The organism is Pseudomonas sp. NPDC087804, from assembly GCF_044742965.1.
GTDB lineage: Bacteria > Pseudomonadota > Gammaproteobacteria > Pseudomonadales > Pseudomonadaceae > Aquipseudomonas > Aquipseudomonas rustica.
The window spans coordinates 127,813-145,433 of the sequence record NZ_JBIUVN010000010.1 but is presented as its reverse complement, the minus strand read 5'-3'; the positions used below and the strand labels follow the sequence as shown (position 1 = coordinate 145,433).

At 61.0% G+C, this 17,621-nt stretch carries 14 protein-coding genes; all 14 read right to left on the bottom strand.

All coding sequences use genetic code 11. The annotated features are described in order from the left end of the window. Positions 1-8 precede the first annotated feature (8 nt). The 14 genes from ACIOMO_RS15815 to ACIOMO_RS15750 all read right to left on the bottom strand — a co-directional run bounded on the left by ACIOMO_RS15815 (position 9) and on the right by ACIOMO_RS15750 (position 17,620). On the bottom strand, positions 9-1,010 hold the full coding sequence (locus ACIOMO_RS15815; RefSeq protein WP_212545356.1) for a serine/threonine-protein kinase: 1,002 nt from the start codon (positions 1,008-1,010) through the stop codon (positions 9-11). After that, positions 1,007-1,735 carry a PP2C family serine/threonine-protein phosphatase gene (locus ACIOMO_RS15810; protein WP_053125079.1) on the bottom strand — a complete coding sequence of 243 codons (729 nt, stop codon included), beginning with the start codon at positions 1,733-1,735 and terminating at the stop codon, positions 1,007-1,009. The genes ACIOMO_RS15815 and ACIOMO_RS15810 overlap by 4 nt, the downstream gene beginning before the upstream one ends. Beyond that, positions 1,735-5,274: a type VI secretion system membrane subunit TssM gene (gene tssM / locus ACIOMO_RS15805; RefSeq protein WP_401241889.1), complete on the bottom strand. Its 3,540-nt coding sequence runs from the start codon at positions 5,272-5,274 to the stop codon at positions 1,735-1,737. Before tssM ends, ACIOMO_RS15810 begins: the two co-directional genes overlap by 1 nt. Before the next feature lie 13 nt (positions 5,275-5,287). Next, a complete protein-coding gene (gene icmH, locus ACIOMO_RS15800; RefSeq protein WP_053125083.1) occupies positions 5,288-6,163 on the bottom strand; it encodes a type IVB secretion system protein IcmH/DotU in 876 nt (291 codons plus the stop codon). A gap of 5 nt (positions 6,164-6,168) precedes the next feature. Next, entirely contained in the window at positions 6,169-7,500 is a 1,332-nt protein-coding gene (tssK, locus tag ACIOMO_RS15795) for a type VI secretion system baseplate subunit TssK (protein ID WP_053125085.1), read from the bottom strand. Between the two features lie 2 nt (positions 7,501-7,502). Next, a complete protein-coding gene (gene tssJ / locus ACIOMO_RS15790) occupies positions 7,503-8,003 on the bottom strand; it encodes a type VI secretion system lipoprotein TssJ (RefSeq protein ID WP_053125087.1) in 501 nt (166 codons plus the stop codon). Between the two features lie 5 nt (positions 8,004-8,008). Then, a complete protein-coding gene (gene tagH / locus ACIOMO_RS15785; RefSeq protein WP_401241884.1) occupies positions 8,009-9,205 on the bottom strand; it encodes a type VI secretion system-associated FHA domain protein TagH in 1,197 nt (398 codons plus the stop codon). Between the two features lie 18 nt (positions 9,206-9,223). Beyond that, positions 9,224-9,364 (bottom strand): hypothetical protein, encoded by a 141-nt coding sequence (locus ACIOMO_RS15780; RefSeq protein ID WP_053125091.1) that lies wholly within the window; start codon positions 9,362-9,364, stop codon positions 9,224-9,226. Between the two features lie 333 nt (positions 9,365-9,697). After that, positions 9,698-11,218, bottom strand: a complete 1,521-nt coding sequence (locus ACIOMO_RS15775; RefSeq protein WP_401241881.1) for a sigma-54 interaction domain-containing protein — start codon at positions 11,216-11,218, stop codon at positions 9,698-9,700. Between the two features lie 10 nt (positions 11,219-11,228). Then, complete coding sequence (gene tssH / locus ACIOMO_RS15770) at positions 11,229-13,886, bottom strand: type VI secretion system ATPase TssH (RefSeq protein WP_401241879.1); 2,658 nt, start codon at positions 13,884-13,886, stop codon at positions 11,229-11,231. Positions 13,887-13,897: 11 nt separating this feature from the next. Continuing rightward, complete coding sequence (gene tssG, locus ACIOMO_RS15765) at positions 13,898-14,905, bottom strand: type VI secretion system baseplate subunit TssG (protein ID WP_053125097.1); 1,008 nt, start codon at positions 14,903-14,905, stop codon at positions 13,898-13,900. Beyond that, positions 14,869-16,656 carry a type VI secretion system baseplate subunit TssF gene (gene tssF, locus ACIOMO_RS15760; RefSeq protein ID WP_053125099.1) on the bottom strand — a complete coding sequence of 596 codons (1,788 nt, stop codon included), beginning with the start codon at positions 16,654-16,656 and terminating at the stop codon, positions 14,869-14,871. The genes tssG and tssF overlap by 37 nt, the downstream gene beginning before the upstream one ends. 59 nt (positions 16,657-16,715) lie before the next feature. Then, the gene (locus ACIOMO_RS15755) at positions 16,716-17,030 is read right to left on the bottom strand and encodes a hypothetical protein (RefSeq protein WP_212545363.1); all 315 of its coding nucleotides are present in this window, start codon (positions 17,028-17,030) and stop codon (positions 16,716-16,718) included. 152 nt (positions 17,031-17,182) lie between these two features. Continuing rightward, positions 17,183-17,620: a hypothetical protein gene (locus ACIOMO_RS15750; protein ID WP_212550336.1), complete on the bottom strand. Its 438-nt coding sequence runs from the start codon at positions 17,618-17,620 to the stop codon at positions 17,183-17,185. Position 17,621: the final 1 nt, after the last annotated feature.

Sequence of the window (17,621 nt, the reverse complement as noted above, 5' to 3'; positions counted from 1 at the left end):
GTCATCCGTTACGCCCGAAAACGCAGGCGTTGCCGCCAGGACGAAGTGGCGCTCATGGCGTCACGCAATTGGCCGGCAGTGATGCTGCGTTCTGCCGCATTGAAGCTCAGCGCTTTGCGCAGCGCGGGCCAGCAGTGTTTCGGTAGGTTTTTCGGCGCGTGCAGCTCGCGCTCCAGGTGTTCGTCGCGGGCCAGGGTCGAGGCCACGCGGCGGAACGGCGGCTTGCCGCCCGCCAGCTCGTAGATCACGCAGGCCACGCCGTACACGTCCGCGCCGGCCGACAACGGCTGGCCTTCAAGCAGTTCGGGGGCGGCGTAGCCCGGTGTCCAGGCGTTGAAGCGTTCACGGCTCAGGTGCGGCAGACCGGGCAGCACACCCTCCTCCGCTTGACCGAGGCCGAAGTCAAAGAGGCGCAGGCCGTCTTCGCTGAGCATGACGTTGCTCGGTTTCAGATCACCGTGCAGCACGCCGCGACAGTGGGCATACGCCAACGTGTCGAGCAGCGGCAGGACGATGTCGCGCAGTTCTTTCCACGGCAGGCCGAGGGGCCGCTCGCAGAGCAATTTGTCCAGGGTCAGGCCACGCATGTATTCCATGGTGATAAAGGCCCGCTGGCAGTCGGTATCGACTTCAAAAGTGTGCGCACGCACGACGTTGTCGTGGCGCAGGCGTCGGGTCAGGGCGAACTCGCTGTAGAGCAAGGCACTGGCGTCCGGCGACTCGGCAAATTCTTCGCTGAGGATTTTCAGCGCAACGTAAGGGTCGGGATCGCCAAACTGTTCGTGCAGCAGATCCCGCGCCCGGTAAACCGCGCCCATGCCACCGGCCCCGAGCAGCCGCTCGAGGCGGTAGCGACCGGCCAACACATCGGGCAGCACACCGATGCTGGCCTTTTTAGGGGCCAGCGCGGGTTCGGCATTGTGCGACTTGGCGAAGGCGAAGTAGGTCAGGTTGCTGGCCTGCTCTTCGCTGATCAACAGGTCATCGATTGGCGATTCGATTTCACTCATTGGCGGATCACCACGGCAGTCAGGTTGTCCCGCGCGGAGCCCCGCAGGGCGCCGTCGAACAAACGTTCCAGCGCCACGTGCGGCGCGCTGAGACTGAGGGCGTTGCCGAGGGCATCGCTGCTCAGGCCTTGGTACAAACCATCGCTGCAAAGCAAAAACGCATCGCCCGGATAGACCTCGAGTTCCAGCACATCCAGGGTCAGTTGTTCGGCCGCGCCGACGGCTCGGGTCAAGGCATGAGCCGCCGGGTGCGCCGCCGCTTGATCGACGCTCATTTTCTGTTCGTCGATCAATTGTTGTTGCAGCGAATGGTCTTTGGACAGCTGATACAGACGCTGCCCGCGCCACAGATAACAACGGCTATCGCCGGCCCAGATGCAGGCCGCGCGATTGCCTTCCACCAGCAGCGCCACAACGGTGCTGCCCATGACGCTGTCGTGACGGCCGGCGGTGACGGTCAACTCCTGCCCCAAACGTCGGTTCACCCAATGCAGGCACTGGCGAATGGCTTTGAGGCGTTCGTCGAAGTCATCGTGTTGCGGCAGTTCAGCCAGGCTGGCGACGATCAACTGGCTGGCGATGTCGCCACCCTGATGACCGCCCATGCCGTCCGCGACCACCCACAGCCCCTGCTGTGGCGAGTCGAGGAAGGCATCTTCGTTGCGCGCCCGCACCTTGCCCGGGTCGGTACGCGCCGCGCTGCGCCAGGCACTGGCCACGAGCATCAGAGCTGCACCGGCATACGGAAGGTGCGCAGTACGCCCATGTCGAACGGGTTCGGCGAGCGTTGGCTGGTCAGCAGGTAGTTGGCGCGCAGGCCACCCACGTCAGCTTTCAGCACCAGCACGTCGCGACCGTTGAGGTACTCGGTCTGCATCAGATCAAACAGACGGAACAGCGACCACGGGCCGGAGTTTTTCTCGATGCCGATCGGACGCCCCGACATCTTGTCCATCACCAGACTGGTGCGACCGTCTTCAGCATCGGTCGGCCATTTGAACGACACCGGCACAATCGGGCCGTGACGGTATTCGATGGTCTTGTCGCCGAACTTGAACTCGGAACGGCTGACCGCCGGATCGAGGGTGTACGGCTCGAGTTTGAACTGCACGGTCGGCTCGGCCGGGTTGATCGAGAAGAAGCTCTTGCGAATGGTCAGTGCGGCGGCCATCTGATCGAGGTAAACCTTGGACACCGGCAGGCTGTGGCCATCGACGCTACGCATGCGGTAGTTGCCCGGATCGCCACTGACGAACGGACGCATGTAGTTGTCGAAGAAGCGGTCAGCGATGCCTTGATCCTTGAAGAACTCGCGGAAGTCGGCGATCGCCACGTCGCTGGTGCTGGTAGCGCTGAACGGATAACGCTTGCTGATGGTTTTGCCATACACGCTGTACAGCTCGTTTTGATAACGGCCGTTCATGTATTGGTACGCATCGTTCAGCACCAGACGCCACGAGTCTTCGGCCAGCACGTTGAACCACACGCTCAGCGGACGCGGCAGACGACCGGAGGCATTGCGCAGGTTGGTCAGCGCATCACGCTGGCCGCTCATGCGGGTTTTCGCCAGTTCGAACGCGGCTTGTTCCGGCGAGCTGGAACGGGCCAGGCTGGCCAGTTGCAGTTGCAGGTCGTTGAGCGCGTTGAGCGCCGGCGTCAGGTCAGCGGCCGGGCCGTTGTTGTCATCGAGCAAACGATGCAGCGGCTCGAAGCGACGTTGCAGCGACTTCTTCGCGGTGTCCGGCAGGTTCTTCGCAACGGTCAGGGCCGAAGCCTTGTCTGCTGCGGCGGCCGCCAGTTTACCGACCTTGCCCAGTTTGCCTTTCTGCTCGGCCAGCGCATCAGCCGCTTCGGCGGCTTGATCCACCGGGTCAGCAACAGCCTGGAAGCGGGTGTTCTCGCGCACTTCCGTGAGCAAGGCGAGCACCGGCGAGTTGGCCGACGTCAGGCCCGCCAGTTGCTCGGCGCCTTCACCGGCGTCGTTGATCGGCGGCAGGGCCACCTGGCCAACGGCTTCGCTCCAGTAGTTGGCGTAGTCACGGAAATACAACTGCTCAAGCTCGACCATCAGACGACGCAAGTCCATGTCGCTGATGCCCGCGCCTTCGCCCAGCACCCAGTTGTCACGCAGGATGTCGGTGACCAGAGTCGCGCCCTGTACCGAAAAATACTGCTGATAACCCTCTTGGGTGTAGAAGCCCGGAATCACGTAATCGGTGCCGATAAACAGCGAGCCTTGTGGGCCGAGGTGTTGGCTGAAACGGTATTCCGGCAGATTGCGCGCCTGCTCGCGGAGCATGCGATACACGACGTTGGCTAGCGATTCGCTGCGCAATACCTGCCGCGCCTGGGCGACCAACTGGTCGTTAAGCGGATAGATAAAAGGCTGCTTGAGCAGACGTTCGAGGTGAGTATTCAGACCGTTCTGCACCGCGGTGTTGCCGGTGTAGCGTTGCGACCAGTCAGTGGCGATCCAGTCCTTGAGCCACGCCGCGTCGCGACGATCCTTCATGTTCAGCATCAAGTACGCGCGCAGGCTGTTCAGCAGCTTTTCGCGATCCTGCAGGTTGGCGCGGATCTGCCCTTCGAGCTGGGATGCAACCCGTGGCAGCAACTGCGCTTGCAGCTCACGCTCGTAGGCGTCGGCGACCGGCGGATTGACGTCTTCGCCCTGATACAGACCGCCACGTTCGTGATACGACACGTCGCCCTTTTTCGGGAACACCTGGGTCGCCGCATAACTGGTGTCGAGGGTTTTCAACACGCCCATCGCGTCATCACGCGAGGTCAGTGCCGAACGTTGCTGCGTCCAGTTCTGCGCCAGCGTACGAAGGTTTTCCAGACGCTCGTAGTTGGCCGAGAAACCACCGGCCCAGAGGATGCCGAACAGTGCCAACGACGCCAGTGCGCCGATGTACAACGCACGCTGGCCCCAATGGATGCGGCTGCGTTCACGCTTGTCGAGACCAGCCAGATCCGCCTCAGGGAAAATCACCCGGCTGAGCAAGTGGTGAATGAAGCGCGAACGACCGCTGCGCAGCGTCGGTAGCACACCGGCGCTCATGCCCAGACTCGCGCCGATGCCGGCGGTGGTCGAATCCATTTCCTGGGTCAGGTGCGGTGCGCTGGTCAGGTAGAAACCACGCAGTTGCGTGGCACGCTGATAACGGTTGCCAGTGAACGCCATGTCGACGAACAGGCACAGGCGCTCGCCGATCTGCCCGAGTTGATGCGGGAAGTCGAGGATGCGGCCACGGCGCTGGGTGTCGCGCTCGGAGTGCATGCGCATGATCACCTGGCTGTTGAGGCGACGCAGCAGCTCTTCAAATTCATTGCGCAGTACCGCGACGTCGGTGCCGACCTGATCCTTGCGGAAACTGGTGCCGAGCACCTGATCGCTTTCTTCGCGGCTCAGCTGATCGAAGAATTCGTCGAAGCCCAGCAGCTTGTCAGCCTTGCTCAGCACCAGATACACCGGCACGTCGACGTGCAGTTTCTGATGCACATCTTGCAGACGGCCACGCACCTGACGCGCGAGGGTGTCGATGTCTTGTTCGCTACCGCCGAGCAGGGTTTCCACCGGAATGGTCACCAGCACACCGTTCAACGGACGGCCACGGCGACGCTTGCGCAGCAGCTCGAGCAAGGTCGTCCAGGCGCTGCTGTCGACTTCGGCGTCCGGCTGCGTCAGGTAACGGCCGGCGGTGTCGATCAGCACACCGTGGTCGGCGAAGTACCAGTCGCAATGACGGGTGCCGAGGGTGTCGCGGGTCAGCTTGCGGTCGATCTTGTTGATCGGGAATTCCAGACCGGAAAAGTCCAGCAGACTGGTCTTGCCGGAACCCTGCGGGCCGATCAGCAGATACCACGGCAAGTCACTGCGCCAGCGCTCGCTGCGGCCACGATAGAGGCTGGAAGTCTTCAGGGTTTTCAGCGCGTCTTTGAAGCGCGCCTTCAACTCTTTCTGCTCTTCGTCGATCAACTCTTCACGGCGGATACGATCCTGACCGTCTTCGCTTTCTTCTTCGGCTTTCTTGCGGATACCGGCGCGCCAGCTGACGAAGACCATGACCAGGCCCCAGATCAGGAACAGCACGGCAATGGTCAGCAGGCGGGAGGTCGGGCTCTCCCAGAACTTGTAGTCATCGACCGCCAACAACGGGCCGACGAACCACACCAGCAGCGCCACGAACAGCACCAGCAGCAAAGTCCAGACCCAGGTCTGGCGCAGGAAGGCGCCGACTTTCTTGAAAAACTTTTTCATCACACGTCCCTGTTTACGGCTGCGACTGCGGTTGCACCGCGGCCGGATCAAGCGGCTGATAAGGTTGCAGAACGGTGTCGCGCTGCTCGCCCAGAACCCAGGCGAAGCCCGAATACATCACCACCAGACAGACCAGCGTGAACAACACCACCATCCACGCCGGCACGATGCGCACCAGACTGCGGCGCTGATCGTTGAGGCCTTCCCAGTGCGGCGACAACTCGCGCGGCACGTCGCCACGCAACTGACGAATCTGACGGTACAAGGCGTCGCGGATGCCTTCGAGTTCGAGCATGCCGCGTGCCTGTACGCGGTACTTGCCCTCGAAACCGAGGGACAGGCACAGGTACATCAGCTCAAGCATCGGCAGGTGTTTGACCGGGTTTTTCGACAGCCGATCGAGCAGTTGGAAAAACTTCTCGCCGCCAAAGGTTTCGTTGTGGAAGCTGCTGAGCAGGCTCATCTGCGACCACTCGCTTTCGTTGCCCCACGGCGTGGTCACGACGGCTTCGTCGACCACGGTGCAGAGCACGTAACGCGCGGCCATCACCTGACTGCTTTCGGCGCCGTTGTGCAGGGCGCGCACTTCAAACAACTTGAGCCCGGCGGTCAGGCGCTCGTTGAGCGCGTACAAGTCTTCGCGGCTTTCGCTGTGCTTGAGGCGCACCACTTCCGAAAGCAAATCGGAGGATGCAGCCACCAGAGAATTGAGGCTGATATTGAACGACTCTGCCGGGCGCAGGCGCGCGGCGTAGATCATCCGTTCTTCCAGTTGTTCGAAGCGCGGTGGCGCGGCGAAGTCGGTCAGCGGACTCGACGCCGGGCCGTGGCCCTGACGGTCGAGCAGGACGGTTTTGTCGTCCTGGTTGTGTTCCATGTCCTTGATCATGTCGGTCAGTTCCTGATGGCCCAGAATTTCAGTTCAAGCTCGGCGAATTCGCCGGACACGTGGAACGCGAAACCGCCGGAGCGTTCCAGTTGTGCCAGGTCTTCGGAACTGAGTTCGAGAATGAAATAGGTTTTGTTGGAGTGGAACGCGATCTGCCGCGGGGCCACCGGCAACGGTTTGACCTTGATCCCCGGCAAATGCAGGTTGACCAGTTGGCGGATGCGCTCCACCGGGCCGACCTTGAGGTGCGCCGGCAAGCGGTGGCGCAGTTCTTCGGAATCGCAGTTGGCACTCGCTGCCAGCACGAACGACGCGGTGCCGAGCAATTTGTGGTCGTGCAACGGCGAAACGATGATGCCGTACTGACGCGCTTGCAGGATCAACTCGATGGCGTGCTGTTCGAGCACCATCGACAGCACCTGACGGATCGCTTCCATCAGTTTGCGGAAGCTGCCGCCCTGATCGGCGTGGGAATAACGGCTGTCCAGACGCGGGCGTTTGCTCTCGCCGGAGAACGTCGCCAGATCGCCGAGCATGGTCAGCAGCGTGCGGTACAACTCTTCCGGGTGCACTTGCTCCAGACCGAGGTAGTGACGCAGCAGCAGCTCGGTGCGGTTGATCAGTTGCAGCATCATGAAGTCGCCAACCTCAGCGCCGCCGACCTTGCCGTTGGAGCGAATCCGCTCGGCAATCGTGTCGCCACGGTGGTTGAGCATGCTGATGACTTCTTTCAGGCACGACAGCAGATAGCTGGACGCGTGAGCCTGAATGTAGGTCGGCACGAAATCCGGATCGAGGCTGATCACGCCGTCGGGCGTGGTGTCGAGCACGTCGCAGATTTTCAGTTTTACGTAGGCCTGATCGCTCTGCTGCTCGCCGAGCATCAGTTTGAAATCCGGGCGACCGCAGCTGACCTGACTGGCGGAATCGTCGCCGGCGTTGGAGTCAGCCACTTCAGCGTCGTACGCGGTGAAGCGCGCGAGCACGTCGGACTGCTCCGGACGGCGCGCCTCGATGTGGTTACCGGTGACCAGCGGCAGCGCCAGAAAAATCGGGGTGTTGCCGGTGTTCGGCGGTACGTCCAGCGCCAGCGGTTCGGTGTTGCCGCCGAGTTCGAACAGGCTGCCGTCCGGAAGAATCCCCGAGGCCTGGCTGACCACCAGTTTGCCCATGTTGAGGAACTGCAGGTCGATCTCCAGATTGAGGAAACCCCAGGTGTAACTGCCCAGCAACTGGGTGCGGGTTTTCATCTGGTGATCGTAATAGCGATCGTTGTGCTGGAAGTGCTGCGGCCGCAGCAACATGCCTTCCTGCCAAATGACTTTGTGGGTATTCATGATCAGTTATCCGCCTTGGCGAGCGTTTCTTGGCTGTTGCGGATACCCGTCTGATCGAGGGTCAGATCAGCCTCGGTGAGTTCCTGCGGGGTGACCTGCACGGTGTAGCGCCACTCGGTTTCCGGCAGATCGCGGTAAGCGGCGAGCACGCCCACGTAACGGCTGCCCTCCTCCACGCTGAGCTTCAACTCGACGGTTTCACCCGGGCGCAGTTCGAGTTCTTCGGTGGCCACCAGATCCGGATTGAGGGATTCCTTGGCACGCTCGTAGAGGCTGAAGAAGTCAGCGTTTTCGAAGGTCACCGGGTGTTTGAGTTCGAACAGGCGCACCACGATCGGCGAAGGACGCCCGTTGAGATCGGGGTTCAACTGATCGCTGCCGGTCAGTTTCAGGTTGACCTTGGTCACGTTCGAGTACGGCGATAGCGACGAGCAACCGGCGAGCAACGCCAGCAAAGTGAGCGCAGTCAGCGTCTGGAAAAAAGCGGTCGAGCGGCGAGACATGCGCATCATCCTTGGTGGTCGGTGTGGAGGGTGGAGATCAGGCGGATCTGTTCTTCGTAGGCCTGAGCGAAGTCGCGGGCCAACAGGCGCTCGCTCCAGTCATCGTCCTGACGCAGTGCCTGGTGATAACGGCCGAACGCTCTCCAGCGCCCACCCGATGTTGCGATCAGCGGCTTGTTGTCGCGCTCGAAACGCAGGGTCAATTGCTCCGGCGAGAAGTGCTCCAGCGTGCCGCGAACGGCGGCGCGGCTGGCGGTCAGCAGCGCCACTTGATGCGCCTGCAGATCACGGAACGCGCGGGAGATCGCTTGCTCGGCCGGCAGATGACCGGGCTTGCTTGGCTGCAACAGAATCTCCAGCGCTTCGCTCGGATCGACGGCGAATTTCAGCGGATTCTTGTTGGTGCCCTGGACGATGGTCTGGGCCAGACGCAGCTCGTTTTTCAGCTCCGAACGGGTGCGCAGGCTCTGCTGCAAACCACCGACGCTCTGACGCAGCAAGCGCGCGGCATTCAGTGCCAGCGCTTCGCGTTCGTCGTGGCTGAGGCCTTTGACGTCGACACCCAGCGCGGCGCCGAAGTGCTCCCAGAAACCTTCGCTTTGCCGTTCAACAGGCTTCGGCGCCGGCGCGGGTTCAGGCTCGACGGGAGCGGCGATCAGCTCCGGCACCATCAGGCTTTCCATGTCGATGCGCGCGTAGTCGGCACGCTGACGGGAATCCTCGGGCTTGGCAGTCGGCGCCAGCAATTCGTCGATTTCCGAGTACACGCGCTCTTGCTGTTCGATGGCATTGAGCGGGTCGAGGTCGAGGAACGCGTCGTCGGGAATGATGCTGCCCGCCGCGCGCGGACGGCCGGCTTCGCCGTCGAACGTGGCCGGGTCACGCACCAGTCGCGCACGAATCTCGAAGTCGCCGAGCACGTAGGTGCTGCCGTGCTCGATGCGCACCGGTTCGCCCTTGTGCAGACGCGCGCCGCTGCCGCCGTCCTGAATGCCGTTGCTGCTGCTGTCGGTCAGGAAAAACGAGCCTTCGCGGTAGCTGACAATCGCGTGGTGATTGGACAGGTGACGCTTGCGGTCAGGGATGATCCAGTCGCAATCCTCGCCTCGCCCGATCACGCCGCCGGCCTGCTTGAAGGTCTTCTGGCACAACTCGGTGGGCACGAATTGCTTGGTGTTCAGCATTTCGAAAACCAATTCCATGTTTGCTGCTCCTTGCAATCACTTACCGCGATTGGCCGCTTGCGGATCACCCAGCGGGCGATAGTCGTTGTCGTTGAATTTGTAGTTGCCGCTACAGCCGCCAAGGCCGCATAGAACGACGAGGGTCAGCAGGACAGCGTGCCAGTGACGAACAGACATCAGAGGGTCTCCAGGGGTAGACAAAGCACAAAGCGCCGGCCCTTGCGGGCGGCGCCGTTATTAGCGAATTTGTTGGTTTGGGGGGCTCTAGATCGCAGCCTCCAGCCACTTCTGGGAGGAATGTTGATCCCCTGTGGTGAGGGGACTTGTCCCCGATGGGGTGCGCAGCGCCCCCAAAACCTGTGACCCGGTTTCTGCAGGGAAACCGTGTTTGCCGGACTGCGACTGCTGCGCAGCCGATCGGGGATAAATCCCCTCGCCACAGGGGGTTCACTGATCACAGGGGTTTCACTGCCCACAGGGATATTGTTGGGTGCAGCGATCAATTTCTGCTCAACCATCGAAGTCACCCAAATTGATATTCAGGCGGCCGAGGCGGTATAGCAGCGTGCGGCGTGGCAGGCCCAGTTCGCGGGCGGCGAGGGTCTGGTTGCCGTCGTTTTTGCGCAGGCAGTTGAGCAACAACGTGCGCTCGACCTGCTCCAGGCGTTCACGCAGATTCAGGCTGCTGTTGTCTTCGGGCATCGGCTCCATGCGCAGGGAGAAATGCTCGGCCAGCAACTCGCCGCCCTCGCACAACAGCACCGCGCGCTCGACCAGCGCTTTCAGTTCGCGAACGTTGCCGGGGAAGGTGTAACCCGACAGATGCTCCAGCGCCGCGTCCGACCAGCGCACCGGATCTCGCTGCAAATACGCGCAGGCCTTTTCGGCGAAATGCCGGGCCAGGTCGAGGATGTCGCCTTCGCGCTGACGCAGCGCCGGCAGCACAATCGGAAATTGCGCGAGGCGGTAGTACAAGTCCTCGCGGAATTTGCCTTCGCTGACCAGCACCGACAGATCGCGGTGAGTCGCGGCGATGATGCGCACGTCGATCTTGTGCGTGTCGTTGGAGCCCAGCGGACGAATCTCGCCTTCCTGCAACACGCGCAGTAATTTCGATTGCAGCGACAGCGGCATATCACCGATTTCATCGAGCAACAGCGTGCCGCCGTTGGCCGCGTCGAACAGCCCGGCGCGGTCGCGATCGGCGCCGGTAAAGGCGCCCTTGCGATAGCCGAACAGCTCGCTTTCCAGCAGGTTTTCAGGAAACGCCGCGCAGTTCTGCACGATGAACGCCTGCGAGCGACGCGGCCCGCAATCGTGAATCGCCCGCGCGACGACTTCCTTGCCGGTGCCGGTTTCGCCGCGCAACAGCACGGTGTACGGGCTGTGCAGGACTTTGCCGATCAGCGAGTAGGTCTGGCGCATCGCGGTGCTTTTGCCAATCAGACCGTAACCGCTGATGCTCGGCACGCTGCGCGCCACCGGTGCCGACACATCGCGTGGCTGACGCAGACGCTGGAGCAAATGCAGTTGGCCGAGCACGAACGAGCCGAGCTGACCGAGCGAATCGGCGAAGCCTTGCAGGTCGGTGCGACGGCGGCTGGCGCAGAGCAGCAAGCCTTCGACAGCCTTGTGCTGATTGACCAGCGGCACGCACAACAGCGACTGCCACGGCGAGGCCACCGCCGGCAGAAAACTGGTTTCGTGCAGGCTGCCGCTCAAGTCGTCGAGGCATACCACGCGGTTCTGGCACAGGGCGAATTGCAGCAGTTGCTCACCGTTGTAATCCGCCGGCAGGCTCGCCGCTTCACGCGGTTGCAGGGCGCCGTCGAGGCATTCGGCGTTCATCCCCAGGCAGGTGTGGGTGGCGTCGAGCAGGTACAACTGCGCCAGTTCGCAACCGCTCAACTCGGCCAAGCCGCGCACGAAGTCACCCAGCAGCGCAGCACCGTCCGCCGCGCGCGACAGACTGGCGAACTGCGCCAGCAACGCTTCGGCATACACCAGCGGCTGCGGCACTTGAGTGAACATCACGCCCACCTCAGGCGAACTCGCACGTCACACTGGCTTCGCCGTCGAGCGTGGCGTGCACGCGCTTCAGGCTTTCACCGGTGGCCATGGCGTCGAGCAGACGATCGGCCACCAGCGGCAGCACGTGTTGATCGAGCAGATGATCGATCAGGCGCGCGCCGCTGTCGCTTTGCGTGCAGCGCTCGGACAAGTGATCGACGAGGTTCTGGCACCAGCTGAAATCCAGCTGACGACGGTTGAGGCGCTCGCCGAGACGACCGAGTTTGATCTCGATCAGCTCGCGCAATACCGGGCCGCCGACCGGGTAGTACGGCACCACTTTCATCCGCGCCAGCAGCGCCGGTTTGAAGTGTTTGCTGAGCACCGGGCGAATGGTTTCTTCCAGCACTTCGGCGGTCGGCCGCGCGCCGTTTTCGCAAAGGTCGCTGATGCGATCGCTGCCAAGGTTCGAGGTCATCAGGATCAACGTGTTGCGGAAGTCGATCTCGCGACCTTCGCCGTCGTTGGCCACGCCTTTATCGAAGATTTGGTAGAACAGGTTGAGCACGTCCGGATCAGCCTTCTCGACTTCATCGAGCAACACCACCGAGTACGGTTTCTGCCGCACGGCTTCGGTGAGCATGCCGCCCTCGCCGTAACCGACGTAGCCTGGCGGTGCGCCGATCAGGCGCGAGACGGTGTGCTTCTCCTGGAACTCGGACATGTTGATGGTGGTGATGAAACGGTCGCCGCCGTACAGCAGATCAGCGAGGGCCAGCGCGGTCTCGGTTTTACCGACGCCGCTCGGGCCGACCAGCAGGAACACGCCGACTGGCGCATCAGGTTTGTTCAGGCCGGCAGCGGTGGCGCGCATCGAGCGATCCAGTGCGTGCACGGCTTGTTCCTGACCGCGAATGCGCGTGCGCAGATCGGTGGCGAAACTGGCGACTTTGGCGTTGTGCTCGCGAGCCAGTTGCGCCAACGGCACGCCAGTCCAGGCGCTGATCACTTCGGCGACCAGACGCGGGCACACTTCGAAACTGACCAGACGTTCTTTGACCTGGGCGGCGGTCAGCGCGCTGTGGGTTTCGTTGAGCTGCGCTTCCAGCGCTTCGACGCTCTGGCCTTCTTCGACCTCGGCGGCGAGGGTTTCGATGACGGTGCCTTCGGCGTCTTCTTCAACGCTGAGCACCGGTTCAACGGCGGCGGCTTCGCGAGCCTTGGCCAGTTGCTGACGCAGATCGAGCAGGCGCTCGGCCAGGGTTTTCTGTTCAATCCACAGGGTTTCCAGCGCGACCATCTCGTTTTCGGCGTCGTCGAGACGTGCTTCCAAAGCCTCCAGCGCTTCGTGATCGATCAGCAGACCAGCCTCGGCGTCACGGCGCAGGGCCTGACGCTGACGACCACCTTCAGCCAGTTCGCCACGCAGGCGCTCAAGACTTTCCGGAGCAGCGGCGAGGCTGATGCGCACGCGGGCACAAGCGGTGTCGAGCACATCAACGGCTTTGTCCGGCAGCTGCCGACCGGCCAGATAACGCGCGGACAGTTCAGCCGCCGAGACCACTGCGTCATCACGCAGATAGATGCCGTGGCTCTTCTCGTAAACCTGGGCCAGACCACGGAGGATGGTCACCGCTTCGCTGACGGTCGGTTCGTGTAATTGCACCGGTTGGAAACGACGGGCCAGTGCCGGGTCTTTCTCGAAGTATTTCTTGTACTCGGCCCACGTGGTGGCGGCGATGGTGCGCAGTTCGCCACGGGCCAGTGCCGGTTTCAGCAGGTTAGCGGCGTCAGAACCGCCAGCATTGCCGCCCGCGCCGATCAGCGTGTGGGCTTCGTCGATAAACAGAATGATCGGTTTTGGCGAAGCTTTGACTTCGTCGATCACGCCTTTGAGACGACGTTCGAATTCACCTTTGACGCTCGCGCCGGCCTGCAACAGGCCCATGTCCAGCGACAGCAGTTCAACGCCTTTGAGCACTTGCGGCACTTCACCGGCGGCGATGCGCGAAGCCAGTCCTTCGACAATGGCGGTCTTGCCGACACCGGCCTCACCGACGACGATCGGGTTGTTCTTGCGGCGACGGGCGAGGATGTCGACCATCTGCCGAATCGCGCCGTCACGGCACAGCACCGGGTCGAGTTTGCCGTCGCGGGCCTGTTGGGTCAGGTTGTGGGTGAAACGCTGCAACAGTGATTCGCCCTGCGCCGCCGGTTTGCCGTTGGCCGCCGGTTGCTCCTGTTGCGACAGGGCAAATTCTTTCAGGCGATCGATGTTCAGCTTGGCGAGCAGCGGCTGATAACGGCTGCCGGCGTAACGTATCGGGTTGCGCAACAGCGCGAGGATCAGCGCGGCGTCTTCAACCTGGGTCTGACCGAGTTCAAGGTTGGCCACCAGCAACGCATCTTGCAGCCACTGCACCAGTTCCGGGGCGAACACCGGGTTGCGCGAAGCGCTGTGCTCGACGCGCGATTGCAGCGCCGCGCTGAGTTCACCGGCGTCGACATCGGCGTCTTGCAACGCGCGGGCGAGCAAGCCGTTCGGACGTTCGAGCAGGCCGAGCATCAAGTCTTCGACGAGGATTTTGCTGCCGCCACGGGCGACGCAACGCTCGGCCGAACGCTCCAGATCACGACGGGTTTCGGCGTCCAGCGCCTGGATGAGTTGTTGCAGGTCTACGTTGATCATGGCTCACGTCCTTAATGAATTTTGCTGCCCAGGGTCACCACGCCGTCCGCTTTTTCGCGGCCCAGCCAACTGGTCCAACCGAGGCGACAGGCGTTCTGCTCACCGATGCGCAGTTCGCGGATTTCTTCCTGGCGCAGCACCAGGCGAATGTCGTAATCGAGCGGGTCACGCAGGGTGAACCGCACCAGCGCGCAGAGCGGCTGGTAACCAAAACCGATCGGCAGAAATTCATGGAATCGCTGCCAGTCGAGTTCGGTGATATGAATGCGGAATTTGCCGCTGCGGTCGCGCACGTGCTCGCCGAGCACCAGGTCTTCGCCGAGCAGGCTGTTGGCGCGGCCCAAACGATTGCGCTGTTCTTCGAGAATCTCGACGCGGCGCTCGATGCACTGCTCGATGACCAGGTCTTCGTGCTTGAAGTAGTAACGCAGCACGGCTTCGATCAGCGCCGCCGAGTGCGCGCGCAGGCTGAGCAAACCGAGGTACGGCAGCAGGCGTTTCCAGTTGAGTTCTTTAGCTTTGCGGATCTCTTCGCCACCGAGGCCAATCAGCGCAAACAACTGCGCCGAAAACGGGTCGAGCGCGCCGCTCTGGAAGCTTGCGCGGTAGCGGTATTTGCGCCAGATCGGCAGCATCAGCCGTTGCAGACGATGGTGGAACAGGTCGAGGAAGTTGCGCGTCGGGTTGCCGTCTTCGCTATCGCCCAGGGCTTGTTCGCCATAGAACGCCGGCAGCGGCGAACCGGAACCGACCAGGCCGATCAGGTTGAAACGCATGCGCGCGCGCATCTGCCCGTGCTCTTCGAAAAACTCCACGCGATCGACGTCGCTGCCGGGAAAACCCAGGCTCGGATTGGCCTGGAATTCCAGCTGATCGTACAAATCGTCTTCGCTCAGGTACGGGTGTGCCTCGCGCAGCCGATCGATCACCAGCAGCACTGCCTGAAACAGCGAGTACTCGCGTATCGCCTTGGTGAGCCCGCTTAAAGCAGGGGCTGCAGGCCCATACGTGGTGTCCATTGGTACACCTCTCCCTGTGTGCTTTTTACTCGCAGCTCGTGGAATGAATTGAGACTGGCGTAAAGCGCGAAAAACTCGTTAAGAACCGAAGCGAAGACGAACAGATCGCCTTCGCCGATGTACCCTTCCGGGTCGATGGTCAGCTCGGTGCGCAAGCCGCGCACCGGCAAGCCACGGTGCAAGCGATCGACGTGGTGATGCTTGATATTCTTCAGGCCGCCGAGCAGGCGTTTGCTGACTTTTTCCGCGTGCTGGTCGTAGTAACGCGGCAAGTCGTAGGTTTCCAGAATCACCTTCAACGCATTGACGTCGGCCAGCGACAAATAGTTAAGCGACATGTTGCTGATCAGCTTCCACAGGAAGTCACGGTTCAGCGGCGGCGCAAAACTCGATGTAGCCGGGGTGATGTTGCGAAAACTGAGAAACTCCGGCGTCTCTTCGCAGGCCACACAGATGTCGCCGAGCTTGAGCTTGCGCGGCAGATTCTGGTTGGTGCAAATCAGCTCGATCGACAGGGTTTCGTGGGCTTCGGTGTGTCGAATGCCGAAGCTCAAATAAGTGTCGAGGCCGTCGTGCAGCAAGGACGAGCGCTGGCGAATGCTGTAATGCGGACGGCTGTTGGGCACGTCGAAACTCGGGTCGTGCTCGAAGGATTCGAACGGCACGTATTCCTGATAACCGAGGCCGCCGGGCTTCCATCCCGTCACGGTTTCCACCGAGAACACACCGCAGTTTTCCAGATCGTATTCCGCCGGCAGCAGCAGGTATTCGTCCTGCTTGCCGTCGAGACGAATCGGCAACGCATCGTGGGCAAACAGGTTGGCGATCGGCGTGCAAAACAGCTTCACGTTATCCAGTGTCGGGCGCATGCGCAGGATGCCGCTCTTGCGAATGTCGAAGCGCAATTCCAGGCCGCGCATCTGCTTGAGGGTGTCCTGCGGCAGCGCGTTGAGGATGTCCAGACCGTTGACGTCGACGAAGAGGAATTTGTCCTGAAAGGCGAAGTATTCCTGCAGGTAGCGATAGCCACGGAAGGTATTCAGTGGATACGGGATCAACGCTTCTTCTTCGGCAAAGCCCACCGGGGTGACCCGGTCACCGGGAATCTTGAACGCCATCGGCTTGCCGCTGACGCCATCAATTGGCTTGCCGGCGCCGTCGAGCGGGATCAGCTCAATGCCTTCGAGGTTGCGCAGCAGGCTCAGGTAAAGCATCTGGCTGATGTAGCGCTCACCGGCAAAGTGCAGACGCAGCTTGCTCAGTTCCAGCTCACCGAGGTGGCCGTCGGCACTCATTTCCAGACGCAGGCTGAGCAGCGAGCCGTCGCCCTTCACCGAGTAATTCAACGCCGCGAGATCCAGCGGCAACACCTCGGTCGGGTAGCAAGTGCGGAAGCGGCAACGCACGTCTTCGATCGGCTTGCTCTCCACCGGCGTATCACGCTCGACCACCAGCGCCGGGCCCGAACGCTTGAGCGGATCGAACTGCAAAATGCTGAACGCCGGCAGCGGGCGCATGTAGTTGGGCCAGAGCAATTGCATCAGCGAATGGCTGAGCTCCGGCAACTCGTCGTCGAGCTTCTGGCGCAAACGCCCGGTGAGAAACGCAAAGCCTTCCAGCAACCGCTCCACGTCCGGATCCCGCCCGGCCTGCCCCAGATACGGTGCCAGCGCCGGACTACGCTCGGCGAAACGGCGACCGAGTTGGCGCAGTGCGGTGAGTTCGCTTTGGTAGTAGTGGTTAAAGGACACGGGGTACCTGCCTGAAAAATGAACTCATAAAAAAAACGCTCCGCCACCGAAATGCCGGTTCATTTTTGACCGCCGCCTTCTGCGGCGCACCACGTGGCATGGTCAAGCCGATCAAATGACGGACATGCATTGGATTTACGAATGAATACGTAAGGCGCTGCGGGCTCGTAGGAGAAGTAGTAATAGTTCTTACCATCCTCGCCATAGATCCAGTAATTCGACGACCCCTCATTTATCTCATAAGGCTTGAATGAAAAAATGGAGGATTCAGACGGGATGAAGTTAACACCATCCATCAACATCATGAGCGCATTAGGAAACACGTTTGTCAGTGAAAACAAAGCCACAGCAAGAATTGCGACAGACAGCTTCATGAGCTTGCGCCTACATACTTCATCATTTGAAAAATATAATAGAGCTGCACTCATCATTTCACCTTTCTCGATTTCCAAATCACGAGCTTACTACCATTTGGAACAGCCACCTGTTTTGATACGCCACATAACAGGGCTTATCACAAGCATCTCTAACGCTTCTCGGAAAACAGTAAAAACTTACTCAAGACTTTAAAAGCAACAACCGTAACAACTGAAAAAAATGCGCCAACCACTAAAACATAGGGAATATAAGTTAACCACAAAAACATCATACCCAGACCAGCTAGCCTGCCAAACGCCAAACATCCGATGCCATAAACAACCCAAGGCACTCCATAAAACGGGATAAAAACTACAGGAGCCCACCAAGCAAGACGTACGACTTCAAGCTCAGTTCTCCTAGAAATCAAACGAGTAGAAAAGACCGCGAATAACACATAGGCCACCAGCCCGAAACCAAGAACGTATATAAGGACGAACTGTTCCATCCCACCACGTAGCGGGCTGGAAAAATATAAAGCATCAAGCAACAGCAAAACCGGCAACACCACCATTGGCAACCAAATCGCTGTTTTAAAATAACTCACA